The sequence below is a fragment of the Piscibacillus salipiscarius genome (assembly GCF_042685285.1).
GTDB classification, from domain to species: Bacteria; Bacillota; Bacilli; order Bacillales; family Alkalibacillaceae; genus Piscibacillus; species Piscibacillus salipiscarius.
In genome coordinates, this window is the sequence record NZ_JBHUMZ010000017.1 from 54,447 (window position 1) to 81,297 (window position 26,851).

Consider the following 26,851-nt stretch of genomic DNA (forward strand, 5'->3'; position numbering starts at 1 on the left):
TGTCACCTCCTTAGTTTTGGATCAAGGGCATCTTGAAGACCGTCTCCTAGTACGTTAAAAGCAAACATCGTTGCTGAAATGAAAAACGCTGGGAAGAACAAGCGCCACCAATGTCCAGATATAATCGTTGTTAGTGAATCATTGGCCATCACACCCCAGCTTGCAAAGGGGCTTGAGATACCAAGACCTAAGAAACTTAAAAATGCTTCGGCAAATATGGCAGTTGGAACCGTTAAGGTCATTTGGACAATAATAGGTCCCATCGTGTTGGGCAAGAGGTTTTTCCGAATGATTCGGCTCGTTTTAGCTCCAAATGATTTAGAGGCATGGACAAACTCTAGTGTTTTTAGTTGTAAGACTTGTCCACGAACAATTCTTGCCATTCCAACCCATCCAGTAAGAGATAGAGCTAGAATAATCGTAAATAAACTAGGACCTAAAACGACAAGTAACAGAATAACGATTAATAGATAAGGTAAACCGTAAAGGATCTCTACAATTCGCATCATAATATTATCGGTTCTTCCACCTTTATAACCTGAAATTCCTCCATAGATGACACCGATAAAGAAGTCGATAAAAGCCGCAACAAGCCCCACAAATAATGAGATTCTTGCACCATACCAAGTTCTAGTAAAGACATCTCTTCCCAAGTCATCAGTCCCAAACCAGTGATTAACAGATGGTGCTTGGTTTTGCACGGCAAGGTTTTGTCCATTTACCGTGTAAGGAGTCATATATGGACCAAAGATTGCCATGATACCTAGTAAAACTAAGAAGAACAATCCTCCCATAGCCATTTTGTTTTTCTTTAAACGTTGCCACGCATCTTGCCAATATGATAAGGAAGGACGAACAACTTCTTCCTGATTAAGCTCTTTTTGTTCAAGAGGTTGTAACCATTCTACGGGGATTTCCTTAGGATTAAGCTGATTGTTTTGGTGTTTAACTTGTTGATCCATTCTAATCCCCTTTCTCATCGTGTATTTTAATTCTCGGATCTAAAATGCCGTAGGTAATATCGACTAAAAACAGCATGAAGATTAAAAAGGCACTGTAGAATACGGTTGTCCCCATAATTACGGGATAGTCACGTTCATTAATGCTTTGTACGAAATATTGTCCCATTCCAGGAATGGCAAAGATTTTTTCAATGACAAATGTCCCCGTTAAAACACCGGCAAGTAGCGTCCCTAAAATGGTTACAACTGGCATTAAAGCATTTCTTAATGCGTGTTTAATAATGACCTTATAAGGTGAAAGGCCCTTTGCTCGCGCCATTTTAATATAATCTTGTGTCAGCACTTCTAGCATGCTTGACCGAGTTAGCCTAGCAATAATAGCCATTGGTCCAGTTGCCAGCGCAATGGTTGGTAACACCATATGCATTGGAGATTTCCATGTCGCAACAGGAAAAATGTTATAATTTACAGCTAGTTGTTGGATGAGTAATGTTGCCAAAACAAAGTTAGGAATTGAAATACCTAAAACAGCAATTGTCATAGCCATATAGTCAATAATCCCGTTATGCCTTAAAGCTGCTAAAACCCCTAAAGCAATACCTGAAACTAAGGCAACTAGAACAGAAATAATCCCAAGTTCTGCTGAGATTGGAAACCCTCGGCCTAACAATTCATTAACTGTTGAATTGGGCTTTTTGATTGACGGCCCAAAGTCAAACGTAGCGATCGATTTTAAGTAATGCATATATTGAACGACTGGTGGGTCATCCAAGTTAAAGTGAGACTTTAAATTTTCTTGCACTGCTTCATTAGAAGTCTTATCTGCAACACTATTAAACGGGGAGCCAGGAATGGACATCATTAATATGAATGTCAGTGTGGCAATAATCCAAATAGTTAAAAGTGCCATTAAAAAACGCTTGATTATGTATCGAAACAACTTACTCCCCCCTTAATTAAATGTTGAATTCATGGCTAATTCTGTCATGACCACCATGGCACGGTATGCTTCTAATATATCTTTAGCCTCAAATTTTACGATACAACTATTTGGTTCGATTTCGGTACCGGGCATAATCGCAGCCCACTCCGCTTGACCATAGTTATTAAATTCAATTCTGAAAGTTGGTTGTTTTGGAGGAGTTAACGGGTCAATTCGATTTAATAGATTAATAGCTTCAATGGTTTTCTCTCTTAAAAGTTCTCCAGATTTCTTCGGTGTCAATGATTTTACGGCCTGTCTCGTAATTGAATACTTAACAGGTGCTGTTACGACATTAGGTATAAGCTGCTCTGCTTCATGAGATGCACAATCATCACCACCAACTAAGATGACAGGTACATCATAGTAACCAGCAACGTACGCGTTTAAACCTAATTCTCCAACGGCCGTATCATTGACGTAGAAATTACGCACACCAAAAGTCATCGAATGAGACATGACTCCAGGTTGTCCAGCACGGGCGTGATAGCCTAGAAAGATAGCTCCTTGATAAGAATCATCCAGGCTTTCCACCATAGAGTAACGCTTAACACCGCCTGTGATCAGCTCAGCTTCTTCATATAATTCATCAACAAGTAAATTATTCATTTTAGAGTGGCTGTCATTAACTAAAAAATAGTCACAGCCATTATTAAAAGCGGTTTCAATAACGTGGTTAGCTTCTTGGGTCATAATCCGCCTTGCACGTTCATAGTTATGGAATTGAGGGTTTACAAACGTATAATCGGGTAAACCAGTAATACCTTCCATATCCACAGACATATACAATTTCATATATAGTAAGCTCCCTCCATGATGTAAAAATATTTATTTTAATGTATATAAATTTACCAAATATTTAGAAAAAAATCAATTTTTCATCAGATTATATGGTGGAAATTTTATCACTTTAAAAAAAGCGCTTTCTCATATACAATAGTTAGTAACAGAATTTTCACATAATATGAAAATTTTGTTTTAAGTTATGTGTTTAAGGAAATTGTTATTTAAATTAAAAAATAGTTGAGGTGATAGAATGGCAGAAGAAGTAAAAGAATTACAAGGATCAAATGGACAACACAACTTGGACAACTACAAACAAACTTATGAAAACTTTGACTGGGAAGAAGCAAAAAAAGCTTTCTCATGGTATGACACAGGAAAAGTTAATATTGCCTATGAAGCTATCGATCGACATGCAGAAAACCCTAATAAGAAAGATCAAGTTGCTCTTCATTATGTAGCACCTGATCGGGAAGAAAAATTAACATTTGAAGAACTTAGCAAGCAGAGTAATAAATTCGCAAATGTATTGAAAAAGCAAGGCATTGAAAAAGGTGACCGTGTCTTCTTGTTTATGCCGAGATCACCTGAGTTCTATGCTAGTTTTCTAGGAATTCTAAAAGTAGGTGCAATTGCTGGTCCTTTATTCGAAGCGTTTATGGAGCAAGCTGTTCATGACCGCCTTGAAGATAGTGAAGCGACTATGCTTATTACGACACCTGACCTACTTTATCGTGTACCACAAGATCAGTTACCTGATTTAAAGAAGGTTGTACTAGTCGGTGATTCTAAAGATATTGAAGATGGTTATATTGACTATCATGAAGAAATGAAAAATGCTAGTGACGATTTCGATATTGAGTGGGTTGATCTAGAAGATGGAATGGTCATTCACTATACATCTGGATCAACTGGTAAGCCTAAAGGGGTATTCCATGTTCATAACGCTATGATTCAGCACTATCAAACAGGAAAATGGGTTCTAGATTTACAAGAAGGTGATGTGTACTGGTGTACAGCCGATCCGGGCTGGGTAACTGGTACGAGTTACGGTGTATTTGCCCCTTGGTTAAACGGAGTTACTAACGTTGTAGTGGGAGGACGTTTTACGCCGGATGCTTGGTATAAAGCATTGGATCAATATAAAGTCACTGTTTGGTACTCTGCACCTACCGCTTTCCGTAAATTAATGAGTGCGGGAGAAGAGGTTGCTAAAAAGTATGATTTATCAACGGTACGCCATATTCTAAGTGTCGGCGAACCGTTAAACCCAGAAGTCGTTTATTGGGGCTTAAAAGCATTTGATCGCCGTATTCATGATACATGGTGGATGACAGAGACTGGTGCTCAGCTCATTTGTAACTATCCGACAATGGAAATTCGCCCTGGTTCCATGGGTAAACCAATTCCAGGAGTAGTGGCGTCGATCGTGGATGATCAAGGAAATGAATTACCACCTAATCGTATGGGGAACCTTGCGATTAAAGAAGGTTGGCCAGCCATGATGCGTGCGATTTGGAAGCGCCCTGAAAAATATGAAAGCTACTTCTTAAATGGTTGGTATGTATCTGGTGATAGTGCCTATCTTGATGAAGATGGTTACTTCTGGTTCCAAGGTCGTTTAGATGATGTTATTAACACATCAGGTGAACGTGTTGGACCATTTGAGGTCGAAAGTAAGTTAATTGAGCATGAAGCGGTATCAGAAGCAGGTGTTATTGGTAAACCTGACCCTGAACGTGGAGAAATTATTAAGGCGTTCATTTCATTAAATGAAGGCTATGAAGAATCAGATGAATTACTAGAAGATATTCGTCAATTCGTCAAAACAGGATTAGCAGCACACGCAGCACCTCGTGAAATGGATGTTACAGATTCAATTCCAAAAACGCGTAGTGGTAAGATTATGCGTCGTCTGTTAAAAGCTCGCGAACTAGGCTTGCCTGAAGGTGATACGTCTACATTAGAAGAATAAGATTATGTTAGGGTGTCCTAAAAAATTAGGGCACTCTTTTTTTGGTTGATCACCGTAAATCGTTTATAATTCAATTAATGAACAACAAGATAGAAAGCAGTGATGTTATGTTTTCAATTATTCAGTGGTTTATATTTTTACTGGCCAATGCAGTGGCCATTCCAATCGTTATTGGATCAATCTTTCAAATGGATACAATGGCCATTATGCTACTTATGCAAAGAACCTTTTTTGTCATTGGCATAGCGTGTTTCTTACAAGGGTGGCTAGGGCATAAGTTACCAATTGTTGATGGGCCTGCAGGATTATGGGTAAGTACGTTTGCTGTATTTGCGGCGAGTGTGGGCTCTACAGGTGCTGCAGGGTTAGAGGCGTTACGAATGCTTGAGATGGGGATGATCTTAACCGGTGTTTTACTAATCTTATTTGGGGTATTTAAGATATCAGGTAAAGTTATTTCATATTTTACACCTTTAGTAACAGGGGTTTTTCTGACTTTACTAACATTTCAATTAAGTGGCACCTTCCTTCAGGGAATGTTTGGTTTATCTGACCAAGTGACGACGGCGCAATTAGATGGCTTTCTGATTGCAATGGTCACATTTATTGCAGTTTTAGTTTTTTCTAATTTCTTTAATGGCTGGGTTAAGAGCTATGCTGTGCTATTAGGCATTGGGTTAGGCTGGATTTTATTTGTCATGTTTAAAGATTCAACAACTAAGCTTACGACACAAAATTGGCTATCAATGCCTGAATGGTTTGCGTGGGGAACACCTCAGTTTGATTGGAGTATTGTACCAGTAGCGGTGTTAACCGGACTTATTTTATTATCCAATATTGTAGCTTCACTTTCAGCTGCTACGGAAGTCATTGAAGGAAAGTCAAACTTCTCTGTCAGCCAGATGAATCGTGGAAGTTTTATGCTTGGTGTGAACCATGGAATTTCAGGAATTTTTTCAAGTGTAGCAGTTGTTCCTTTAGCATCATCAGCGGGTTTTATACAATTAACAGGCGAAAAGCGTAAAAGTCCATTTATGTGGGCATCGATGTTATTAATTTTAGTTGCATTTTTCCCACCTATCATATCCTTCTTAGCTGGAATTCCATCGCCTGTAGCTAATGCTGCGTTACTTGCAACTTTCGTTCAATTGATGGGATTAGGACTAAGAAATCTATTCGCAGATGGACTTGATCATAGACGATTAACCATTATTACAATTTCTCTGCTTCTAGGTTCGGGGTTGATGTTTATTCCTTCTGAAGCATTTGCAGAGTTACCTGGAACGGTAAGACAAGTGATTAGTAACGGGATGTTAGTTGGTACAGTATTGGCCGTATTTTTAGAACAAATATGGAAAAATGAAGATAGAAATAAACAAGCAAGTACATAATATAAATATGCTGATATAAGTAGGTGATGGAGTGGAACAAAAGATCTATGATTTTATTGGGATAGGAGTAGGACCTTATAATTTAAGCTTAGCAGCTTTAACAGAAGATATGGAAGATCTTGATCGGATCTTTTTCGACCAGACACCTAAGATGGAGTGGCACCCTGGAATGTTAATTGAAGGGGCCGATTTACAAGTGCCTTTTATGGCTGACTTAGTAACATTTGCAGATCCTACAAGCCGGTTCAGTTATTTAAATTATTTAAAAGAGCACGATCGGCTTTATAAGTTTTTCTTTTTTCAAAAGTTAGAGGTTCCTAGAAATGAATACAATGATTATTTGCAGTGGGCAACGGATCAAATAAGCGGGGTCTATTTCGGTAAGAAAGTGGTTGATGCCATTGATCATTCAGACGACCATGGAAGTTACTATGAGCTCATTATTCTAGATACCGACACGAACGAAACGGATTCTTATTTTGCTAAGCATATTGTCACGGCGACTGGAAGTGAACCTTTAGTGCTTGAGTCCATGCAAGGTTTTCCGAATGAAGATGTGCTTCATACGAGTCGTTATTTATTTGAGAAAGAAGCATTAATGAAATCTGATCACATCACCATTGTCGGCTCAGGTCAAAGTGCAGCTGAAATTTTTTATGATTTACTAGAAGAACGTGAAAACTATGAGTTTCATTTGAGCTGGCTCACGAGATCAGAGGGGATTTTTCAATTAGAAGCGGCAAAAATTGGCCAAGAATTCTTTGCGCCTGACTATGTCGATTATTTTCACCAGCTTCCACTAAAAAAACGTAAAGAAGCCTTAGATACGCTAGACCCTTTAAGAAATGGGATTGATTATAGTACACTAAATGGCATCTATGAAATGCTTTATCATTATTCTGTTGGCGGTCATGACCCGAAAATAACGATTCAGCCATTAACTGAAGTAAAGCGCATTGAGAAAAACGATCAAGGCTATTTACTTAAAAGTAAACAATGGCAGGAAGAAACTGAATTTGATTATCAAACTGAAAAAGTGATTCTAGCAACCGGTTATAAACCTAATATTCCTGACTGGTTTATGAAACGATATGAAGATGAGGTTGTTTGGGAAGATGAAAAACTGTTCAAAGTTAAGCGGAATTATGAACTAACTTTTAAAGAACCTAAAGAGAATAAATTCTATATTGTCACCAACTTAGAACACTCTCATGGCACTGCCGCAACTAATTTAGGTCTTGCGGTTCAGCGCAATATGGAGATCATTAATGATCTAACAGGTGAGATGAGATTTAACACTCAAAAATCGCAGATCTTTCAGCAGTTTTTACCTAAGAACGATTAAATGTTTAATCTTATTTGTAGCGGGAATGCATAAAAATGTAAGCAACATTTGAATCCTATATTATGTCTAAAGGAGGCATTGAACATGGGTAAAAAAATAGCATGCTTAATTACAAATATGTTTGAAGACAGTGAGTATACGGAGCCGGCTAATGCTTACCGTGAAGCAGGGCACGAGGTCGTAACCATTGAAAAGGAAAAAGGTAAAATTGTTGAAGGTAAACAAGGTGAGGCAGAGGTAGAAATCGATGCTGGAATAGATGAGGTTAAACCTGAAGAATTTGATGCATTGTTTATCCCTGGTGGTTTTTCACCTGATATATTACGTGGTGACGAACGCTTTGTCTGGTTTGCAAAACATTTCATGGAGAACGACAAACCTGTCTTTGCCATTTGTCACGGACCGCAGTTATTAATCACTGCAAAGACATTAGATGGTAGAATGGCAACAGGCTTTAAATCCATTCGTGTTGATATGGAGAATGCTGGTGTTAACTATAAAGATGAAGAAGTAGTCTCTTGCCATGATCAACTGATTACAAGCAGGCAACCAGATGACATTCCGGCATTTAATAAAGAAACGTTAAGAGTATTGGAAAAGTAATCTTATAAATATAAAAGGCTCAAACTTAAGGTTTGGGCCTTTTGCAATTATAAACTTTGTTTTACATACAATAATAAAAAGGTTAAAAGGGATGATATGATGATTGTTTCCACTCATGATGACAAATATCAATTATTTACTCAACATAATCATTCAATCTTAAGTGGACAGTTTGTACCGTATTGGCGCGATGATTTATTTATAGGTCATGAATGGTTTAAAGATGTGCAAATAGCTATAAGAGAACATGACAAGGCCTGGATTCCGCTTGATAAAGAACCTATTTGGAACGATGAAAAAGAAATTCCGCACTCTTTTATGGATTATCCAACAGAACCCAAATTAAAAGCTTATACAAATGGGGCCACAGAAGTGGAACAATTATCTCCTTATGCAGGCTACTTAAACAGCCTACATTTCCTGTCGTTTTATAAACAAAAATCGACAGATTCTAATATTTCTCGGTTTATTTCCCGGGAAATTGACAGACAGAATCATCTAAGAAATAGTTTAGAATTAGAAGGTTTAGAAGAACAAGTCGTCGATTTCCATTTCAATTTACTTCAATTTTGTGATGACTTATCACTATACATCTGTTTAAATAAACCGAATACGTCTAAAGAGGATGAAATATTTATGTTTAAAGATGGCTTTAGGCAAAAGTTTTCGGGACTCCGCCAACAAATGAATGCCCACTGGATTAATGAAGAAATAATTAAGGTGAGTCCATTTCCATTTAAAGCTTCTTTTAAGGTATCAATTCCTTATGTTGAAATAACTCAAAATGAAATAGTTCAATTTGGGTTAGCAAGTGCATATGGGCGTGCTAAGGAACAAGTCCGAAACGTTACAATCTCTGACTAATAATTGTTAAAAAATAAAGCAGTTGAAATACACATAATTGTGCACTTCAACTGCTGTGTCTAATTTAATTTCCTAATATTAAACTGGTCATTAAGCATATACCAATTCTGAGGAAATGCTAAACCGAGTTTCCAGTAACTAATGCCTCTTAATTCTAATTCTTTTATAAGGTCAAACTTAGCTTGGATGGACCTTGCATCCTCAAACCATACCTCATGTTGATTACCATTTTCATCCCAGTAGAAAAAGTATGGTGCTTGAGCTTCTTGATCAAACTCAATTTCCTGATTATATTCCCTTGCTCGTTGAATTGCTTGGTTAGGACTTAACGCTTCTGCAGGATCTCCGCCTTCTTGAAATGGTAATGTCCAGTCATACCCATATAAATTTTGCCCGAGTAGAATTTTCTCAGCTGGCATTTCTGTTAAGGCATACTCAACCACACCTCTTACTGGTTGAATTGGCGAAACAGCCATCGGTGGTCCGTAGCTATATCCCCATTCGTAAGTCATTAACACGACAAAGTCTACAATTTCTCCATGTGCTTGATAATCATGAGCTTCGTACCATTGCCCGGTCTGTTCCGCGCTTGTTTTCGGAGCCAAGGCAGTTGAAATCATCAAATTATTGGCGCTCAGACGTTCTTTGGCTTTTCTTAGAAATTGGTTATATTGTTCTCTACTATCCGCTGGTAGAAATTCGAAATCAAAGTGAACATCCTGGTAACCGACTTCGTTAGCTGTTTGAATAATTTCATCAAGTAATGTGTTTTGTACATTCTCATCAGTGACAATCAATCTTCCTAAATCTTCACTAAATTGCCCGTCTTCAATATTAGTGACCGCTAGCATTAATGTTGCATTATTTTCAGCTGCGATTGCTGGAAAGTCATCTAATGGAGGGGGAATGAGCGTTCCATCACGATTAACTTGATAACTGAACGGAGCTAAATAAGTTAAGTATGGACTTCTGGCTCTTGCAGATTGCTGAAGGGTTTCGCTAACGGTATCTCCTATCGGCTCAATATACGCATTACTTGTAATGTCCGTCTTTTCAGGTTGTGGGATTTCTAGTACTTGGCCGATCTGTAATGGTGTATTGGGATTTAGATTATTATAGTTAGCTAGCTCTTGTGGTGTTGTATCAAAGCGGTTTGCTATTGAGTAAAAACTGTCTCCTCGTTGCACAGTATAAATGTCTGTTGGTATAACTAATGCCTGACCTATGACTAAATCCTCCGGTCGGTCTAAGCCATTAACTTGAACTAGTTCATCAATGGTTGTTTGATACTGATTAGCAATCGAGTAGATGCTATCGCCTTGCTCAACGATATGAATTAACAACGTTGTGCACTCCTTTCTAACTTTACCTAACTTAAATGTATGATTAAAAATTAGGCTTATGCTATCCATGATTATGGTATGATACTATTGGTAAGAGGTGACAATGATGCATGAAGAGTTTATGAAAGAAGCAATCAAAGAGGCTAAAAAAGCCGAAGAAATTAATGAAGTACCCATAGGTGCTGTGATTGTGTATGAAGGAAACATTATTGCTAGAGGGTATAATAAACGCGAGACTTTACAACGAAGTGATGCCCACGCTGAAATGATAGCGATCAAAGAAGCGAATGAGCATATCGGTAGTTGGCGTTTAGAGGAGTGCACCCTATATGTTACTCTTGAGCCTTGTCCAATGTGCGCTGGTGCGATTGTCCAATCGAGAATCCCTCATGTCGTGTTTGGGGCAAGCGATCCCAAAGCAGGTTGTGGTGGTACATTGATAAATTTAATGCAAGAAACAAGGTTTAACCACCAAGCAACTGTAGAAGAAGGGATTTTAAAAGAAGAATGCTCACAGTTATTAAAAGATTTCTTTAAAAAATTGAGAAACAAATAAAAGCTCCTGCAATAAATTTGCAGGAGCTTTATTCGTCTAATTTATTCTTTTTTGTCTGATTTATCTGTACTCTGATCCTGGATGATGCCTTTTCGGATTTTCTTCTCTTCTCTAAGATCTTCTAAAGCTGCATAAATTCTAGCACGTTCTTGTGGTAAAGAACCGTCTTTTAGTTCTCGATTTAGTGCGTAAATTAAACAACCAATCATAAGGAACATGATTAGCATGAATGGGAAACCACCCACTACAGCAGCTGTTTGTAAGGCACCTAAACCACCAGCAAGTAGTAGAACGGCAGCGAACCCACCTTCAATTATACCCCAAATAATACGTAATCCTAGAGGTGGGTTTTCATTACCCTTAGATGTAAGCATTCCAATCACATACGTACCTGAGTCGGCTGATGTAATAAAGAATACCGTTAACGAAAGCATCGCAATGATAATTAGTACACTAGAGAATGGGAATGTATCAAGTAAAGCGAAGAAACCTTGTGCTTCGTCTTCACTAACTGCATTCCAGATACTTGATTCTTTAAAGTGTTCTAAGAATAAACCAGCACCACCAAATACACTGAACCAAACAATACTAATAACAGTTGGAACTAATAGGACTCCCATTGTAAATGAACGAATCGTACGCCCTCTAGACACACGTGCAATGAAAGCTCCTACGAATGGAGCCCATGAAATCCACCATGCCCAGTAGAAAATTGTCCAAGCATCGTACCAACCTTCAGTTCCTTCACCGGCAGCATCAATTCCAAATGACATCTTAAAGATGTTTTGAATGTAACCACCAGTAGAATGTGTTAATGCTTCCAGAATAAATAATGTTGGCCCTAAAATTAAAACGAATAGAAGTAGTAAACCAGCAACACCAATGTTTGCCTGACTTAACCATTTAATACCTTTATCGATACCTGAAGTAGTTGATAGAATCGCTAAACCTGTAACGACCAAGATAATCATTAACCAAAGTCCTGTGTCATTAGGTATTCCGAATAATTGTTCAAAACCACCACCGATTTGCATAACACCTAAACCAAGTGAAGTCGAAATACCGAATAGAGTCGAGATAACACCAATTATGTTAATCGTATTACCCCAGAACCCATTAAGCCTTTTTCGTCCTAGTAATGGTTCTAACGTTGAGCTTAATAGCATAGGTAAATTTTTACGATAAGAAAAGTAAGCTAATGCTGCTGCTACAATTGCATAGACTGCCCATGGGTGTAAGCCCCAATGGAAGAATGAATATTGCAATGCTTTATGAACGGCTGCAGGTGTTTCTGCTTCACCATGTGGTGGCCACATGTAGTGGTTAATAGGTTCAGAAACGCCCCAGAATAGTAAACCAATACCCATACCAGCACTAAATAACATAGCGAACCATGCAGGTGTGGAATAAGCTGGTTTTTCGTGATCATCCCCTAATTTAATTTCACCAAGAGGACTAATCATTAAGTATATGGCAACAATTAAGAAAATACTGCCACCTAAAATAAATGACCAACCTAACGTTTCGACGACCCAAGTAAAGGTCTTATCAACATACGTACCAAATTTATCATAAAAAACGCCGAAAGCTAGGAAAATGAGAGCGATAATAACGGACACTATAAATGCAGGTGTCTTAATCGCTCCACTGAAAGAAGTAATTCCTTTAGGATTTTCTCTCATAAAAATTAAACTCTCCCTTTTTTAGATTTTGTAAAATTTTCATGACTGACATAATGACGTAAAAAAACATCTAAACGACTTAGATGTTCCACTCTCTTGAATAGAGTATATATGGTGGGTTTAAAAAAAGCACATTTGCGAATGTAACGTATTTAATAAGATTATGCAAGTCTAACAAACTACAGCAGCCTAGTATATTTGTCTTATACCCTATCTTTTAGCTTATAAACTTTTATAACATTTTTATTAGAGAAGTGTTACATAATATGGAACTAAATCATGATTGCATTTTAGATAAAAACGTACTATACTTGTAATTGCTGTGCTAGGTGGGGAGGTAGCGGTGCCCTGTAACCCACAATCCGCTAAAGTGGGGCTGAATCCCTATCTAAGGTGAAGTGATTTTAAGGTCTGCCGTAAGTGAGCAGTGTTGACATTTGGGTCCTATGCAACGAGAACCCGTGAACCCTGTCAGGTCCGGAAGGAAGCAGCAGTAAGCGGTCATTCTTGTGTGTCGTAGGATAGCCTAAATCGAGCTGTGATCTTACGTAACGCTTATGAATCACTTCATCGAAGATAGGTGCACAGTTACATATTATATTACCTCAAGGTATTTCCACTCTCAAACCAGATCTTTCGAAACCATTGCTTTCTTACTTCAATTCTATGTTTCATAATCTTCATTAATTAATTTTGAAATCATACTTCTGAATCGGTTATAATAAAATAGAGACTTTAGAAGGAGAAGTTTGTCCATGGCATATCAAGCATTATATCGTGTGTGGCGACCTCAGAAATTTGAAGATGTTGTCGGACAATTACATATAACAAGAACTCTACAAAATGCAATGTCCCAGCAAAAAGTCGCTCATGCCTATTTGTTTTCTGGCCCTCGAGGTACAGGTAAAACAAGTGCAGCGAAGATCTTTGCGAAAGCTATCAACTGTAAGCAAGCACCTGTCAAGGAACCTTGCGGGGAATGTGACGCTTGTGTGGGCATACAAGATGGTTCTATTTCGGATATTATCGAAATCGACGCTGCATCTAACAACGGTGTTGATGATATTCGTGAGATTCGAGATAAGGTTAAATATGCCCCGAGTGCTGTGGATTATAAAGTTTATATCATAGACGAGGTTCATATGCTGTCTCAAGGTGCCTTCAATGCCTTATTAAAAACACTCGAGGAACCGCCAAAGCATGTTATTTTTATTTTGGCAACCACGGAACCACATAAAATTCCACTAACCATTATTTCACGTTGTCAGCGTTTTGATTTTAAACGAATCACACATCAAGTTATTGTTGAAAGAATTAAGCATATATTAGATGAAGAAGATATTCAGTACGATGATCACGCTTTAATTCATGTTGCTCTAACAGCTGAAGGTGGTATGAGAGATGCACTCAGTTTGTTAGATCAAGCGATTGCCTACAGTGATGACACTCATATCGACATGGATGATGTGTTAGCTGTAACAGGTTCCATTTCTCAGGAAAGACTATTATCTATGGTAGATTCGCTTCGTCATGGAGAGGCTAAACAAGCGCTCAATCATTTAGAAGAAAGTATGCAAGAAGGTAAAGATCCTAACCGTTTTATTTTTGATTTTATCCATTTCTTGCGTGACTTATATATGTATTCAAGCTCGCAAAATATGCAAGATGTGTTAGTGCGCGCTATACCTGATGAACAGTTTAAAGATACTGCTAGGGAAATGACGAATGATTGGCTAGAACAGTCCATCGATATCCTGAATCAGACGCAGCAAGACATGAAATGGACAAACAGCCCAAAGGTACTACTTGAAATTGCATTATTAAATATCAATGAATTACAAGCTAAACAACATACTTCAAGTGACCAAGGTTCGGTGTCAGCTGAACTCGTACAACAAATTTCGCAATTAGAAAAAGAACTAAACAAGCTTAAAGAACAAGGTGTGACTGCACAAACTCAAGAGTCTGCACCTAAGCGTAAGGCGCCACAGTCACGAGGTAATAAATACAAAGTACCTTATGAAAAAGTGCGTCATACATTATCAGAGGCAACAAAAGATGATTTGAGAAATGTTAAGTCTAACTGGGCGACTTTTATGGATAGTTTAAAACAAACTAGTCCTCCTGCAAGGGCAAAGCTAGTTGATAGTACTCCAAGAGCAGCTTCGCCTAAATCACTCATTTTATCTTTTAAATATGAAATTCATTGTGCATTAGTTTTAGAAAATCAAGAGATGATTGAAAATGCTTTATCAGAGTTTATAGGAAAAAGGCTAACCATTATACCGATTCCAGATACTGAGTGGGAAAGTATTAGAGAGGATTTTCTAAGTCAACAATCTTCTGAGGAAACAAAGGAGTCTAATGCTTCTGAATCTGAAGAGGAGCCGTTTATCTCAGAGGCTCGAAAGTTAGTCGGTGATGAGCTTTTAGAAATAAAGGAATAAGCTAAGTTAAATATAATGATTATTTTTAGGAGGACTTAATTATGAAAGGAATGGGTAACATGAATAACATGATGAAACAAATGCAAAAAATGCAAAAGAAAATGATGAAGGCTCAAGAAGAGTTACACGAAATGACGTTCGAAGCTACTGCTGGTGGCGGAATGGTAAAAGTCGTTGCAAATGGTAAAAAGGAAATTACAGATATTGAAATAAACGAAGAAGTGGTAGATCCTGATGATGTGGATATGCTTCAAGATTTAATCATCGCTGCAACGAATGACGTATTAGGTCAAGTTGATCAAACAACGAATGATAAAATGGGGCAATTTACACAAGGGATGAATATACCAGGTTTCTAGGAGGCTTGCACCATGTATTATCCAGAACCGATCTCCAAACTGGTTGACAGTTTTACCAAATTGCCAGGTATAGGGCCGAAAACGGCAGTTCGCCTGGCTTTTTTTGTGTTAAACATGAAAGAAGATGATGTGCTTGATTTTGCAAAAAATCTAGTTAATGCTAAGCGTGAATTGACTCACTGCAGTGTGTGTGGTCATATTACTGATACAGACCCTTGCCGTATATGTGGTGACACTGAACGGGATGGATCTGTTATTTGCGTGGTTCAAGATCCTAAAGACGTTATTGCTATGGAGAAAATGAAAGATTTTCAAGGTAAATATCATGTTCTGCATGGTGCTATTTCTCCAATGGATGGTATTGGACCCGAAGATATCAATGTTTCATCCTTAATTGAAAGGTTAAAAGATGACGAAGTACAAGAGTTAATTCTAGCAACCAACCCCAATGTTGAAGGGGAAGCAACGGCTATGTATATTTCTCGTTTGGTCAAACCTTCGGGGATTAAGATTTCGCGTATCGCACATGGTCTGCCAGTTGGCGGAGATTTAGAATACGCTGATGAAGTTACATTATCAAAAGCATTAGAAGGTAGACGATATTTATAAAGTAAAAAATTCCTTTCCTAGTTCTACTATAACGCTTACAAGCATACGTTAAAGTAGGACAAGCGAAAGGAGTTTCGGTATGGATCCAATAGTTGTCATTTTAGCCGTTGTTGCTTTAATGGTATTATTGCTTTTCTTTGGTAGGCCTTTAAAAATTATACGATTAACATCATTCGGTGTTATCAAAATTGTGATTGGCGCATTATTTATCTTTTTCGCCAATGTATTTGGGGCGATGTTCGGTCTCCACATTCCGATTAACCTCATTACATCAGCGATTGCTGGGTTTTTAGGTTTCTTTGGGGTAGGAGCCTTAATCTTAATTCATTTGATGATTCTCCCATAATAAGTAGTTAAACCGTAGACAAAAGTCTACGGTTATTTTTTGGCAGGAAAACTAACATTATATAGAGAAAAGATTAAAGATAGAAATATTAGGGAGATGATAGTATGAAAGAATGGAGCATTGTCACTAAACCTAGTTACCGTTCCGTAGGACTGAAATGGGAAGGAACGTTTCAAGAGATTCCAAGTTTAAAGCGTGTCATAGAGGACATGAAAGGTCGTGCTTATGAGTTAGAGTATAAGATCAATCCATCCGTTCAGTTGGGGTTATCCTATCATACAGTTGAAGATGGTTTTGCCCATTACTCGGTTTTTGAAGTTTCAGATGAGCAAGAGGTTCCAGTTGGAATGGTTGAGCTTCAAGTGCCTGAATGGTCTTACATGTACACAGCACATCACAAAGGTGATGATGTTGTACAAACTTATAACTATCTACATAACTGGTTGGCAGAAAGTGACTACGAAGTGTTAAAGGAAGAAGGGTGCACTTATTACGATCCTCATATGCCGATTAAACACGAATATTATCCAATCGACCAGGATCCAAACGACCCACATTTTGATATTTTTATTCCCGTAGTGAAAAAATCTTAGTTTTTTTCATAGATTTAAGTATAAAACTAGATTCATCTGTCCATCCTAGTTGATGGAGGTGAGAAACTTGGCACAAAAATCTATGAAACAATGTAAGGTTTGTGAAGAGTGGAAGGAAGACGGCATTTATTTACTTATTTCATTTATTTGTACGAGTTGCGAGAAGGAAATGTTAGAAACGGACCCACAAGATGAACGGTATCAATATTATGTGGATCGATTAAAACGTAGTCAGGTTTCAAATCTATTAATACAATAATTTAACTGAAGAGCGCCGGTTGGTTGCTCTTTTTTCTTTTAATAAGTGAAATGAAACTAACGCCCATAGGAAAGGGATATTCACCCATAGAAATAGAAAACACACTCATAGAGCTTGCATCATCATCTATAGAATCACTCCTCAGGCTTGCTTACCCTTTATGACCTAGCTCCCATCATGGTAAGATAATTGAAGAGGAGAATGATGATGGATCAAAATCAAGCGCCTTTATTTGAGGCTTTGAAAAAACATACAGAACATAATTCTGTGTCCTTCCATGTACCAGGGCACAAAAGCGGAAAGGTTTTTACTAGTGAAGCTGAGTCGTTTCATAGTTTATTACCTTATGATTTGACAGAACTTCAAGGCTTGGATGATTTACATCAGCCAGAGGGACCGATCAAACAAGCCGAATTACTAGCTTCAGACCTTTATCAAACAGATCAGACTTTTTTTCTAGTAAATGGCTCGACGGTTGGGAATTTAGCTATGGTCTTAAGCGTGTGTAAGCAGGGGGATGCTGTTTTAGTCCAGCGAAATAGCCATAAATCAATCTTTAATGCACTAGAATTAGCAGGTGCAAGGCCGATCTTTATCTCACCAAAATTTGATCAGAGAACGGAGCGTTACTCTTATATAGATTCCAATGATATTAAACAAGCGATTGAAGGTTATTCTGAAATCAAAGCATTAGTCTTAACTCATCCGGATTATTTTGGAACGACTTATGATTTATCGTCCATTGTTGATATTGCCCATAAGAACTCGATTTCTGTCTTGGTTGATGAAGCGCATGGAGCGCATTTCCCGCTCAGTGATCAGTTCCCTAAATCAGCACTTGAAGCAGGAGCTGACATAGTTGTTCACTCAGCTCATAAATCACTCCCAGCTATGACGATGGGTTCATTTTTACATATTCAAAGCTCTAAAGTTTCACATGAAACAGTTAAAAATTACCTACAAATGCTTCAATCCAGCAGTCCATCTTATCCAATTATGGCTTCGTTAGATTTAGCTAGGCAATTTGTTTCTCAATTAACCGAGACGAACGTATCTACCATTATTAAAAATATCAACGAATTAAGAATCAAAATTAACGAACTGCCATATTTACGAACTAAAAAGGTAGAAAACAGAATGGATGATCCGTTAAAAGTAATTGTCTCATCGAATGAGTATAACCTTCACCATTTTGAAGGCATTTTAAATCATCATCACATCTTTCCTGAAATGGTTGAAAACAATCAAATGTTGTTTATGGCTGGTTTAGATCTTAATCCTATTCAGCTAGACTGGATTGACCAAATTAAAAATAGAGAAAATAACATCAGAAAACTTGATAAACGTGATACAATAACTTTGGAACAAGCGACTATAAAATCGTTAGATTATAGCTATAATGAACTGAAAAGTTTTAAGGCTAAGTGGGTGGACTGGGAGAGAGCTGCAGGTGAAATCGCGGCTCAAGCTGTGATTCCTTACCCACCAGGTGTTCCTTTGTTATTAAAAGGAGAACGTATTAATCAATATCATATCGCGGCGATTAAACAAGCTTTTAGTCGTGGACAATATATCCAGTATTCTGGTAAGGATTTATCAAAAGGGATTGAAATTTTATTAAAATAAGGGGTTTATCAACGTGTCAGGATTATTTGTTACATTTGAAGGTGTTGAAGGAGCGGGGAAATCATCCGTTTTGACATACGTTTATGAGTATTTAAAAGAAGAAGGGTATGATGTCATTCACACTCGCGAGCCCGGCGGTATTGAAATTGCAGAAAAAATTCGAGAAGTCATTTTAAATAAAGATCATACAGCAATGGATGGAAAAACAGAAGCGCTACTTTACGCTGCAGCTAGACGGCAACATTTAGTTGAAAAAGTCATCCCAGCTTTAAACAAAGGGACAATTGTGTTATGTGACCGTTTTGTAGATAGTAGTTTGGCGTATCAAGGGTATGCACGAGGCTTAGGCATTGATGAGGTTTACAAAATTAACGAATTTGCAATTGATGACTGTATGCCGAATTTAACTATTTTATTTGAACTAGACCCTCAAATTGGTTTAAAAAGAATTGCAGACAATAAGGGCAGGGAGCAAAATAGGCTCGACCTTGAGAAATTAACTTTTCACGAAAAAGTTGCTGAAGCTTACCAAATTCTTAAAGATCGGTTTCATGACCGGATTAAAACGGTAGATGCTGAACAGTCTCAAGAAGCTGTTCAATCAGAATGCTTAAAGATTGTAAAAGAATATCTTTAATAATTGTAGATTTTAGACTAAATTACTGCTAAATCGTCTGACAACTTGTTATAATAGTATAAAAGACGTTTGAAGGAGGAAAAGGATGAAACTAATCCTTGCTGTCGTACAGGATAAAGATGTGAACCGTTTGCAAGATGCTTTAACGGAGAAGGATTTTAAAACAACAAAGTTAGCATCAAGTGGCGGATTTCTTAAGGAAGGTAATACGACTTTAATGGTCGGTGTAGATGATGAGTACGTTGATGCTGCGCTTGAAATTATTCGTGATAATTGTAGTAAACGAGAGCAGATGGTGGCACCGATTTCGCCGATGGGTGGGAATGCCGATTCTTACATTCCAAAGCCGGTTAAAGTTGAAGTCGGAGGAGCAACTGTCTTTGTTTTACCAGTTGATGCCTTCCATCATTTTTAAAGAGGTGCACCTTTTATGAAGATTAATCAGGATGTTAAATCAACTATTGAACCTAATAAAATACAAACGCAAGGGCGAAAAGGCTCTCAAGTATCCTTTCAGCAAGCCGTTAATCAGGAGAAAGGTAAACTGAGAGAATCTCAGCTTCAGCAATTAATGAAAAACCTAACCGACCAAGGGGAGAAAATTGCTCGGTTTCGTTCTTTTGAAGATTTAGCAAAGTATAAGCGTATGGTACGCCAATTTATTGATGAAGCTGTGCAAAACGGTTTAACTCTTGAGCAATCAAGAAATTGGAGCATGAATGGGAATCAACAAAAACTAACACTAATCAAACAAATCGATGACAACCTCATTCAATTAACAGAAGATTTATTGAATGAGCAAAAATCTTCAATCGAAATATTGGATGTGATTGGAGAGATCAAAGGTCTTCTGCTTAATTTACAGGCATAGTTAGGATGAACGGCGATGACGTCATGGGCTCAATTAGAACAATCTCAACCAGTTGCGACGAAGATGCTTCAAAATAGTATAACGAGAAACCGAATTGCTCATGCCTATTTATTTCATGGGCCACCAGGGACTGGTAAGCACGAAGCCAGTCTCTTATTTGCGATGAGATATTTTTGCGAGAATAAACATGAAGGTGAGGCAAACCCTTGCTATGAATGTGCATCTTGTAAACGAATTCAAACGGGAAACCATCCAGATCTGCATTGGATTGAGCCTGATGGGCAGTCCATCAAAAAAGAGCAAATTGAGTATTTACAAAAAGAATTTACATACACGGGACTTGAATCAAACCAGAAAGTATATGTCATTAAAGAAGCGGAAAAAATGACTGTGAATGCAGCGAATCGATTGTTGAAATTTTTAGAAGAACCGAGTCGTGAAACAGTTGCCATTCTACTTACAGCACATATTGGACAAATGCTTGATACGATTGTCTCAAGGTGTCAGCGGATTCAGTTTCATAGCTTAACAGATCATCACTTGCAGCAACAGTTAGTTGAACAAGGTTTACCAGAATCGACTTCTAAACTGTTTGCAGCCATGAAGTTGGACTCACAGAAGGCACTTGAAATTCATGAGGATGATTGGTTTGCCGAAGCTAGAAAAATAGTGGTACAATTAATGGATAAGGTTATGAATTCTAGTGAAGAAGGATACCTTTATTTGCATCAAACATACTTAAAACATTTTCAGGGGCGAGAGTCACTAGAATATGGTTTGGAATTATTGCTCGTTTGGTTCCAAGACCTTGTATCGCTCCATTTAGATAAACGAGATTCAATCGTTTTGATTGACCAATTAGAACGATTAGAGAAGTTCCATTATGTTGTATCGTTGTCGGAAGCCAAAAGCCTAATATATGAAATTTTAAATACAAGACGAAGACTAGCACAAAACGTACATCCGACATTAGCAATGGAATATTTAATCCTTAAGTTACAAAGGTGAGGTGAACGTTTTGGTAGAAGTTATTGGTGTTCGCTTTAAAAAAGCGGGTAAAATATATTACTTTGACCCTTGTGAAATTCAGATGACGACAGATGATTATGTCATCGTGGAGACAGTTAGAGGGATTGAGTTCGGAAAAGTCGTCATTGCGAATAAGCAGGTAGACGAAGAGGATGTCGTCCTACCACTTAAAAAAGTCATTCGGGTTGCAGATGAAAAGGACAAACTGACTGTAACTGAAAATAAAGAGAAAACAGAAGAAGCCTTTCAAGTTTGTCAGGATAAAATTAAGCACCACAGTCTAGATATGAATTTAGTTGAAGCAGAGTTTACATTTGATCGGAATAAGATTATATTTTATTTCACTGCAGAAGGAAGAGTCGATTTCCGTGAATTAGTTAAAGATTTAGCTTCTATTTTTAAAACTCGAATTGAGTTAAGACAAATCGGTGTTCGTGACGAAGCTAAAATGCTAGGTGGAATTGGTCCATGCGGTCGTATGCTTTGTTGCTCTACATTTTTAGGAGATTTCGAACCAGTTTCGATTAAAATGGCTAAAGATCAAAACTTATCACTAAATCCTGCTAAGATTTCAGGTTTATGTGGTCGTCTAATGTGTTGCTTAAAGTATGAAAATGACCAATATGAAGAAGCTAAACGTGAACTTCCAGATATAGGGGAAGTAATCGTGACAGACAACGGAAAAGGTAAAGTCGTTGGATTAAATATGTTAGAGAAACTCGTTCAAGTTGAACTTTTTGAGTTAGAAAGAGTTGTTGAGTATACATTAGATGAGCTAATTGAAGAAGGGGCGATTTCTGTTCCAGCCACAGAATAATGAGGTGGATGTTTTGAACAAGAAAGAAATGTTAGAACGGTTTTCATTATTAGAAAAACGATTCCAAGAACTCCAAGAAGACTTTGGGACGTTGAAAAAAGATTTGGTACAACTTGTTGAAGAGAACCATCAATTGGCGCATGAAAACCACCATTTGCGTCAACGTTTAGATGAGTTAACGCCAGATTCTGCTAAACAAGACCGGTCGAGTCATGACTCGAGCGAACAGTCCAATGACGCTTCTGTCGGAGAAGGATACGATAATCTTGCGAGAATATACGAAGAGGGCTTTCATATATGTCATGTCTATTTTGGGACTCCTCGTGAGGAAGAAGATTGTATCTTTTGTTTAAAATTCTTTGGTTAGGATAGAAACATAACAATTGGGGAAACGCACCGTCGCCTTAGAACGCACGGTGTGTTTCGTTTTATTTTATACTGAAAGGAAACACTATAATGGTAGAATTACGAGGCGATGAGCGAATTGATTACTTATTAGCAGATCATAAGCGCCGAATTATCCAAAGCGAGTCTGTTTTTGCCTTTTCTATTGATGCGGTTTTACTCGCGCATTTTACATATCTTCCAATAACAAAAGGGAAAATTATCGACCTGTGCTCAGGAAATGGTGTTATTCCATTATTTTTATCAAAGAAATCTAAAGTCCCGATGACAGGTATTGAGATTCAAGAGCGTCTTTATGATATGGCTGTTCGAAATGTTAAGCTAAATGACTTAGAAGACCAAATTAATATGATGAATGAAAACTTAATCGGATTAGCAAAAAAGATCGGCTATCATCGTTACGACTTAGTTACCTGTAACCCGCCCTACTTCAAAACAGAAGATTTGGATAAACGGAATGACAATGAGCATTTAGCGATTGCTCGTCATGAGATTTACTGTACACTAGATGATGTCTTAAAATCATGTAGTGAACTAGTTAAATCGGGCGGGAAGGTCTCAATAGTTCATAGACCAAAACGTTTAACGGAGTTAATTGAATTCGGCCGAAAGTATAAATTGGAACCCAAGAGAATACAGTTTGTACACCCTAAAAGTCACAAAGAATCCAACATTATATTAATAGAATATATTCGCGATGGAAAACCTGACCTAAAAGTCCTTCCTCCAATTTATATCCATGATGAAGATGGACATTACACGGAGAAGGTTGCGAAGATTTTATACGGTGAAGAAGGGAGCAGGGTTCATGGTTCAGATTCAAAAGAGCTTTGATTCAAAGGAGCCAGGCTTATACATTGTGCCCACGCCCATTGGTAATCTAGATGATATGACGTATCGAGCCGTTTCAATCTTACAAAGTGTCGATATGATTGCTTGTGAAGATACGAGACAAACAAAGAAGCTTCTTCATTATTTTAATATAGAAAAGCCACTCATCAGTTATCATGAACATAATAAGTTTGAGAGAGAAGAAAAGCTAATAAACCTTTTAAAAGATGGACAAACAATTGCACTCGTAAGTGATGCAGGAATGCCCATTATCTCTGATCCTGGGTTTGAATTAGTCAGGCGAGTGCGAGAAGAGGGAGTAAATGTAACTGCACTTCCAGGTGCGAATGCGGCCTTAACCGCATTAGTAGGTTCTGGGATCACCTCAGGTTCATTTACGTTTTACGGCTTTTTACCTAGAAAGAAAAAGGAATTAAAAGAGGTTTTTGAGGAACTTGGGAAAGCGAATCATACATTAATATTTTACGAATCACCACATCGAGTTAAACATACGATTGAGGTGATGAATGAGGTGTACTCTTCAGACCGAAAAGTTGTGGTTGCTAGAGAACTTACAAAAAAGTTTGAGGAATACGTTTACGGAAGCTTAGATGAGGTCAGCCTATATATGAAAAGCGAAGATGCTGAACTTAGAGGGGAGTTTTGCATCGTATTAGAGGGGCGACTAGAATTTGAAGATGAGCAGAATAACTGGTGGGAAGAGTTATCTGTAAAAGAGCATGTTGATCATTACGTACGTCAAGGGGATTCGCCCAAAGATGCTATTAAGAAGGTAGCTAAAGAGCGAGGGCAAGCAAAAAACAAAGTCTATCAAGCTTATCATGAATAAAAAGGTTACAGCATCAATGCTGTAACCTAGGTATTATTTAATATTAAATTTCTTTTGAAGTTCATCAATTAGTTGCTGCGCGCCTTCCTTACTTAAGACAATGTTGCCATTACCTACTGGTTCATTTGAATCAGAGATTTCCCCAGTAATGTCACATGCCATGTAAGGTTTGTACTTTTTAAGGATGATTTTATCGTCATCAACGTAAATTTCTAACGAATCTTTCACATTAATATCTAGTGTACGGCGAAGTTCGATAGGAATGACGACACGACCTAACTCGTCTACCTTTCTTACGATACCAGTTGATTTCATTTTTTCTCTCCTCTCGATCATATAATTCGCTATCTTAACGATGATAGATTACCATTGATTATTTTGGAAGTCAATTTAATTTATTCCATTGTTACCATATTTTAATATCTCTTTAATATAGCTTGTAACAACAGAAATTTCCCTTACTTATGGAAATAATAAATTGATATCGTTACAATAGTATCTAGCATCTGTACAATAGTTTACCAAATATCTGAAAAATAGAAAACAAAAATATTTCAAAATACTACCACAAATTAAGGAGGATCTTACCATGCCACAAGAAAAGAATACGTTTTATATCACTACGCCTATTTATTATCCTAGTGGTAACTTGCACATAGGTCATGCTTATACGACCGTTGCTGGTGATGCGATGGCTCGCTATAAACGACTAAGAGGCTTTGATGTTATGTACTTAACTGGTACCGATGAACATGGTCAAAAAATTCAGCGTAAAGCTGAAGAAGATGGCGTTACACCGCAACACTATGTAGATAACATAGTGTCCGGCATTCAAGATTTATGGGAGAAGCTTGATATTTCCCACGATGATTTTATACGAACAACTCAAGATCGTCATAAAGAGATTGTTGAAAAGATCTTTGATCGCTTAGTGAAACAAGGCGACATTTATTTAGATGAATACGAGGGCTGGTATTGTACGCCTTGTGAATCGTTCTTTACGGATCGTCAATTAGAGGATGGTAATTGCCCAGATTGTGGACGTCCAGTAGAAAAAGTAAAAGAAGAATCTTACTTCTTTAAAATGAGTAAATACGTGGATCGTTTGGTTGAGTTTTACGATGAAAATCCAGAGTTCATTCAACCTGAATCGCGAAAGAATGAAATGTTAAATAACTTTATTAAGCCTGGACTTGAAGATTTAGCTGTATCGCGTACAACTGTTGATTGGGGAATTAAAGTTCCAGGTGACCCTAAACACGTTATTTATATTTGGATTGATGCATTATCTAACTATATTACGGCACTAGGGTACAACACAGACAATGACGAACGTTACCAAAAGTATTGGCCAGCTGACGTCCATTTAGTAGGTAAAGAAATTGTGCGCTTCCATACGATTTATTGGCCAATTATGTTAATGGCACTAGATCTTCCGCTTCCGAAGAAAGTGTTTGCGCACGGATGGTTATTAATGAAAGACGGTAAAATGTCGAAATCTAAAGGGAACGTTGTTGACCCTGTCGATTTAATTAATCGTTATGGGTTAGATGCATTACGTTACTATTTACTTCGTGAAGTACCGTTCGGGTCTGATGGTGTCTTTACGCCAGAAGCTTTCGTAGAACGGACCAATTATGACCTAGCGAACGATTTAGGTAACTTACTAAATCGTACGGTTGCCATGATCAATAAGTATTTTGATGGAAATATTCCATCAATTAAATTAGATGAAACAGAGTATGACCAGAACTTAAAGCAAATAGCGAAACAAACAAGAGATGATGTTGAAGAAGCGATGGAAAACATGCAGTTCTCTGTTGCGTTATCGACGTTATGGCAGTTTGTTAGCCGTACGAACAAGTATATTGATGAGAATGAACCTTGGGTATTAGCTAAGGATGAAGCGAAGAAAGACCGTTTAGGTAACGTTATGGCTCATTTAGTCGAATCATTACGTCAAATTGCGGTTATGCTTCAACCTTTCTTAACATCTACTCCTAAAAAAATATTTGATCAATTAGGTGTAGAGGATCAAAACTTACAAGGTTGGGATAGCTTAAGTGACTTTGGTGTCCTTACAGATGGGAAAGTTGTTAAGAAAGGAACACCAATCTTTCCGCGTCTTGATAATGAAGAAGAAGTTCAGGCCATTAAAGATATGATGGCGAAGACGGCAACGCCAAAAGAAAAGCCCGAAGAAAAAGAAGAAGAATCAAACGAAATAACCATTGATGATTTCTTTAAAGTAGACCTAAGAGTGGCTGAAGTGGTTAAAGCTGAGAAGGTTAAGAAGGCAGATAAGCTGCTTAAGCTTCAGCTCGATGTCGGAGATGAAAAACGCCAAGTTGTATCTGGCATTGCTCAGTACTATCAACCAGAAGAGTTAGTTGGACAAAAAGTAGTTTTAGTTGCTAATCTAAAACCAGTTAAACTTCGTGGTGAATTATCACAAGGAATGATTCTAGCAGGTGAGGATGACAATGGAAACTTATCATTAGCATCTGTTGACCAAACACTACCAAACGGAGCAAAAGTTAAATAGTTTTTGAAGGAGGGGCGAGGAATTCGTCCCTTTTTTAAAGGCTCTGTTAAAGTTTGTTGTTGATAATTGCCAAAATCGAACAAATGTTCTATAATAGAGTCATCAAATATGAGTTGGTGATGACTGTGAGAGCAACCGATA

The 26,851-nt window shown here is 37.7% G+C and carries 28 protein-coding genes and 1 other RNA gene; 23 read left to right on the top strand and 6 right to left on the bottom strand.

The features are described 5' to 3' along the window. Positions 1–2: 2 nt before the first annotated feature. Genes ACFSW4_RS06520 through ACFSW4_RS06530 form a run of 3 tightly spaced genes read right to left on the bottom strand, consistent with a single transcriptional unit; the run spans position 3 to position 2,739 of the window. Positions 3–962 carry an ABC transporter permease gene (locus ACFSW4_RS06520; RefSeq protein WP_377328213.1) on the bottom strand — a complete coding sequence of 320 codons (960 nt, stop codon included), beginning with the start codon at positions 960–962 and terminating at the stop codon, positions 3–5. 1 nt (position 963) lies between these two features. Next, positions 964–1,902, bottom strand: a complete 939-nt coding sequence (locus ACFSW4_RS06525) for an ABC transporter permease (RefSeq protein WP_279401744.1) — start codon at positions 1,900–1,902, stop codon at positions 964–966. A gap of 12 nt (positions 1,903–1,914) precedes the next feature. After that, positions 1,915–2,739 carry a M55 family metallopeptidase gene (locus ACFSW4_RS06530; RefSeq protein WP_377328215.1) on the bottom strand — a complete coding sequence of 275 codons (825 nt, stop codon included), beginning with the start codon at positions 2,737–2,739 and terminating at the stop codon, positions 1,915–1,917. A gap of 241 nt (positions 2,740–2,980) precedes the next feature. Between ACFSW4_RS06530 and acsA the strand changes: the two genes are divergently transcribed. From acsA to ACFSW4_RS06555, 5 genes are all read left to right on the top strand, one after another. After that, positions 2,981–4,702 (top strand): acetate--CoA ligase, encoded by a 1,722-nt coding sequence (acsA, locus tag ACFSW4_RS06535; RefSeq protein WP_377328217.1) that lies wholly within the window; start codon positions 2,981–2,983, stop codon positions 4,700–4,702. A 41-nt stretch (positions 4,703–4,743) separates the two neighbouring features. Beyond that, positions 4,744–6,093, top strand: a complete 1,350-nt coding sequence (locus ACFSW4_RS06540) for a purine/pyrimidine permease (RefSeq protein ID WP_377328219.1) — start codon at positions 4,744–4,746, stop codon at positions 6,091–6,093. A gap of 31 nt (positions 6,094–6,124) precedes the next feature. Beyond that, complete coding sequence (locus ACFSW4_RS06545) at positions 6,125–7,438, top strand: lysine N(6)-hydroxylase/L-ornithine N(5)-oxygenase family protein (RefSeq protein ID WP_377328221.1); 1,314 nt, start codon at positions 6,125–6,127, stop codon at positions 7,436–7,438. Positions 7,439–7,522: 84 nt separating this feature from the next. Beyond that, entirely contained in the window at positions 7,523–8,041 is a 519-nt protein-coding gene (locus ACFSW4_RS06550; RefSeq protein WP_377328223.1) for a type 1 glutamine amidotransferase domain-containing protein, read from the top strand. Between the two features lie 99 nt (positions 8,042–8,140). Beyond that, a complete protein-coding gene (locus ACFSW4_RS06555) occupies positions 8,141–8,905 on the top strand; it encodes a DUF3891 family protein (protein WP_377328225.1) in 765 nt (254 codons plus the stop codon). 59 nt (positions 8,906–8,964) lie between these two features. On the opposite strand, the gene ACFSW4_RS06560 is transcribed toward ACFSW4_RS06555, so the two are convergent. Beyond that, the gene (locus ACFSW4_RS06560; protein WP_054754091.1) at positions 8,965–10,248 is read right to left on the bottom strand and encodes a LysM peptidoglycan-binding domain-containing protein; all 1,284 of its coding nucleotides are present in this window, start codon (positions 10,246–10,248) and stop codon (positions 8,965–8,967) included. Between the two features lie 106 nt (positions 10,249–10,354). Between ACFSW4_RS06560 and tadA the strand changes: the two genes are divergently transcribed. Beyond that, positions 10,355–10,804: a tRNA adenosine(34) deaminase TadA gene (tadA, locus tag ACFSW4_RS06565; RefSeq protein WP_279401740.1), complete on the top strand. Its 450-nt coding sequence runs from the start codon at positions 10,355–10,357 to the stop codon at positions 10,802–10,804. Between the two features lie 41 nt (positions 10,805–10,845). Here the strand turns inward: tadA and ACFSW4_RS06570 are convergent, their stop codons facing one another. Next, complete coding sequence (locus ACFSW4_RS06570; protein ID WP_377328227.1) at positions 10,846–12,486, bottom strand: BCCT family transporter; 1,641 nt, start codon at positions 12,484–12,486, stop codon at positions 10,846–10,848. A gap of 320 nt (positions 12,487–12,806) precedes the next feature. Between ACFSW4_RS06570 and ffs the strand changes: the two genes are divergently transcribed. The 16 genes from ffs to rsmI all read left to right on the top strand — a co-directional run bounded on the left by ffs (position 12,807) and on the right by rsmI (position 24,165). Then, positions 12,807–13,074: signal recognition particle sRNA large type (gene ffs / locus ACFSW4_RS06575), an RNA gene on the top strand. A 167-nt stretch (positions 13,075–13,241) separates the two neighbouring features. Beyond that, positions 13,242–14,933, top strand: coding sequence for a DNA polymerase III subunit gamma/tau (dnaX, locus tag ACFSW4_RS06580; RefSeq protein WP_054754087.1), 1,692 nt, complete (start codon positions 13,242–13,244; stop codon positions 14,931–14,933). Between the two features lie 41 nt (positions 14,934–14,974). Beyond that, positions 14,975–15,292 carry a YbaB/EbfC family nucleoid-associated protein gene (locus tag ACFSW4_RS06585; RefSeq protein ID WP_377328229.1) on the top strand — a complete coding sequence of 106 codons (318 nt, stop codon included), beginning with the start codon at positions 14,975–14,977 and terminating at the stop codon, positions 15,290–15,292. Positions 15,293–15,304: 12 nt separating this feature from the next. After that, on the top strand, positions 15,305–15,901 hold the full coding sequence (gene recR / locus ACFSW4_RS06590; RefSeq protein WP_377328231.1) for a recombination mediator RecR: 597 nt from the start codon (positions 15,305–15,307) through the stop codon (positions 15,899–15,901). A gap of 79 nt (positions 15,902–15,980) precedes the next feature. Further along, complete coding sequence (locus ACFSW4_RS06595; protein ID WP_054754085.1) at positions 15,981–16,247, top strand: pro-sigmaK processing inhibitor BofA family protein; 267 nt, start codon at positions 15,981–15,983, stop codon at positions 16,245–16,247. A 104-nt stretch (positions 16,248–16,351) separates the two neighbouring features. Next, a complete protein-coding gene (locus tag ACFSW4_RS06600) occupies positions 16,352–16,840 on the top strand; it encodes a GyrI-like domain-containing protein (RefSeq protein ID WP_054754083.1) in 489 nt (162 codons plus the stop codon). 67 nt (positions 16,841–16,907) lie between these two features. Next, positions 16,908–17,099, top strand: a complete 192-nt coding sequence (locus ACFSW4_RS06605; protein WP_279401739.1) for a sigma factor G inhibitor Gin — start codon at positions 16,908–16,910, stop codon at positions 17,097–17,099. A 207-nt stretch (positions 17,100–17,306) separates the two neighbouring features. Next, positions 17,307–18,725 (top strand): aminotransferase class I/II-fold pyridoxal phosphate-dependent enzyme, encoded by a 1,419-nt coding sequence (locus ACFSW4_RS06610; RefSeq protein ID WP_377328233.1) that lies wholly within the window; start codon positions 17,307–17,309, stop codon positions 18,723–18,725. A gap of 13 nt (positions 18,726–18,738) precedes the next feature. Beyond that, positions 18,739–19,362 (top strand): dTMP kinase, encoded by a 624-nt coding sequence (tmk, locus tag ACFSW4_RS06615; protein WP_054754075.1) that lies wholly within the window; start codon positions 18,739–18,741, stop codon positions 19,360–19,362. 85 nt (positions 19,363–19,447) lie between these two features. Continuing rightward, entirely contained in the window at positions 19,448–19,777 is a 330-nt protein-coding gene (locus ACFSW4_RS06620; protein WP_054754073.1) for a cyclic-di-AMP receptor, read from the top strand. Positions 19,778–19,792: 15 nt separating this feature from the next. Further along, entirely contained in the window at positions 19,793–20,233 is a 441-nt protein-coding gene (locus tag ACFSW4_RS06625) for a YaaR family protein (RefSeq protein ID WP_377328235.1), read from the top strand. A gap of 15 nt (positions 20,234–20,248) precedes the next feature. After that, complete coding sequence (gene holB, locus ACFSW4_RS06630; protein WP_377328237.1) at positions 20,249–21,241, top strand: DNA polymerase III subunit delta'; 993 nt, start codon at positions 20,249–20,251, stop codon at positions 21,239–21,241. 10 nt (positions 21,242–21,251) lie between these two features. Then, entirely contained in the window at positions 21,252–22,079 is an 828-nt protein-coding gene (locus ACFSW4_RS06635; RefSeq protein WP_377328239.1) for a PSP1 domain-containing protein, read from the top strand. A gap of 28 nt (positions 22,080–22,107) precedes the next feature. Then, positions 22,108–22,446, top strand: a complete 339-nt coding sequence (locus ACFSW4_RS06640) for an initiation-control protein YabA (protein WP_054754151.1) — start codon at positions 22,108–22,110, stop codon at positions 22,444–22,446. 89 nt (positions 22,447–22,535) lie between these two features. Further along, positions 22,536–23,318 carry a tRNA1(Val) (adenine(37)-N6)-methyltransferase gene (locus ACFSW4_RS06645; protein WP_054754069.1) on the top strand — a complete coding sequence of 261 codons (783 nt, stop codon included), beginning with the start codon at positions 22,536–22,538 and terminating at the stop codon, positions 23,316–23,318. Beyond that, positions 23,293–24,165 carry a 16S rRNA (cytidine(1402)-2'-O)-methyltransferase gene (gene rsmI, locus ACFSW4_RS06650; RefSeq protein ID WP_377328241.1) on the top strand — a complete coding sequence of 291 codons (873 nt, stop codon included), beginning with the start codon at positions 23,293–23,295 and terminating at the stop codon, positions 24,163–24,165. Before ACFSW4_RS06645 ends, rsmI begins: the two co-directional genes overlap by 26 nt. Positions 24,166–24,198: 33 nt before the next feature. Here rsmI and ACFSW4_RS06655 read toward each other — a convergent pair whose 3' ends face one another. Next, complete coding sequence (locus ACFSW4_RS06655) at positions 24,199–24,480, bottom strand: AbrB/MazE/SpoVT family DNA-binding domain-containing protein (protein WP_054754067.1); 282 nt, start codon at positions 24,478–24,480, stop codon at positions 24,199–24,201. A 274-nt stretch (positions 24,481–24,754) separates the two neighbouring features. Between ACFSW4_RS06655 and metG the strand changes: the two genes are divergently transcribed. Next, positions 24,755–26,710, top strand: a complete 1,956-nt coding sequence (gene metG, locus ACFSW4_RS06660; protein WP_377328243.1) for a methionine--tRNA ligase — start codon at positions 24,755–24,757, stop codon at positions 26,708–26,710. Positions 26,711–26,851 lie beyond the last annotated feature (141 nt).

Coding starts and splice junctions, on each gene's coding strand:
- acsA (WP_377328217.1), top strand. CDS start 2,981: ATGGCAGAAGAAGTAAAAGAATTACAAGGATCAAATGGACAACACAAC.
- ACFSW4_RS06555 (WP_377328225.1), top strand. CDS start 8,141: ATGATTGTTTCCACTCATGATGACAAATATCAATTATTTACTCAACAT.
- ACFSW4_RS06655 (WP_054754067.1), bottom strand. CDS start 24,480: ATGAAATCAACTGGTATCGTAAGAAAGGTAGACGAGTTAGGTCGTGTC.
- ACFSW4_RS06530 (WP_377328215.1), bottom strand. CDS start 2,739: ATGAAATTGTATATGTCTGTGGATATGGAAGGTATTACTGGTTTACCC.
- ACFSW4_RS06625 (WP_377328235.1), top strand. CDS start 19,793: ATGAAGATTAATCAGGATGTTAAATCAACTATTGAACCTAATAAAATA.
- ACFSW4_RS06585 (WP_377328229.1), top strand. CDS start 14,975: ATGAAAGGAATGGGTAACATGAATAACATGATGAAACAAATGCAAAAA.
- rsmI (WP_377328241.1), top strand. CDS start 23,293: ATGGTTCAGATTCAAAAGAGCTTTGATTCAAAGGAGCCAGGCTTATAC.
- holB (WP_377328237.1), top strand. CDS start 20,249: ATGACGTCATGGGCTCAATTAGAACAATCTCAACCAGTTGCGACGAAG.
- ACFSW4_RS06595 (WP_054754085.1), top strand. CDS start 15,981: ATGGATCCAATAGTTGTCATTTTAGCCGTTGTTGCTTTAATGGTATTA.
- recR (WP_377328231.1), top strand. CDS start 15,305: ATGTATTATCCAGAACCGATCTCCAAACTGGTTGACAGTTTTACCAAA.
- ACFSW4_RS06520 (WP_377328213.1), bottom strand. CDS start 962: ATGGATCAACAAGTTAAACACCAAAACAATCAGCTTAATCCTAAGGAA.
- metG (WP_377328243.1), top strand. CDS start 24,755: ATGCCACAAGAAAAGAATACGTTTTATATCACTACGCCTATTTATTAT.
- dnaX (WP_054754087.1), top strand. CDS start 13,242: ATGGCATATCAAGCATTATATCGTGTGTGGCGACCTCAGAAATTTGAA.
- ACFSW4_RS06600 (WP_054754083.1), top strand. CDS start 16,352: ATGAAAGAATGGAGCATTGTCACTAAACCTAGTTACCGTTCCGTAGGA.
- tadA (WP_279401740.1), top strand. CDS start 10,355: ATGCATGAAGAGTTTATGAAAGAAGCAATCAAAGAGGCTAAAAAAGCC.
- ACFSW4_RS06620 (WP_054754073.1), top strand. CDS start 19,448: ATGAAACTAATCCTTGCTGTCGTACAGGATAAAGATGTGAACCGTTTG.
- ACFSW4_RS06570 (WP_377328227.1), bottom strand. CDS start 12,486: ATGAGAGAAAATCCTAAAGGAATTACTTCTTTCAGTGGAGCGATTAAG.
- ACFSW4_RS06610 (WP_377328233.1), top strand. CDS start 17,307: ATGGATCAAAATCAAGCGCCTTTATTTGAGGCTTTGAAAAAACATACA.
- ACFSW4_RS06645 (WP_054754069.1), top strand. CDS start 22,536: ATGGTAGAATTACGAGGCGATGAGCGAATTGATTACTTATTAGCAGAT.
- ACFSW4_RS06640 (WP_054754151.1), top strand. CDS start 22,108: ATGTTAGAACGGTTTTCATTATTAGAAAAACGATTCCAAGAACTCCAA.
- ACFSW4_RS06550 (WP_377328223.1), top strand. CDS start 7,523: ATGGGTAAAAAAATAGCATGCTTAATTACAAATATGTTTGAAGACAGT.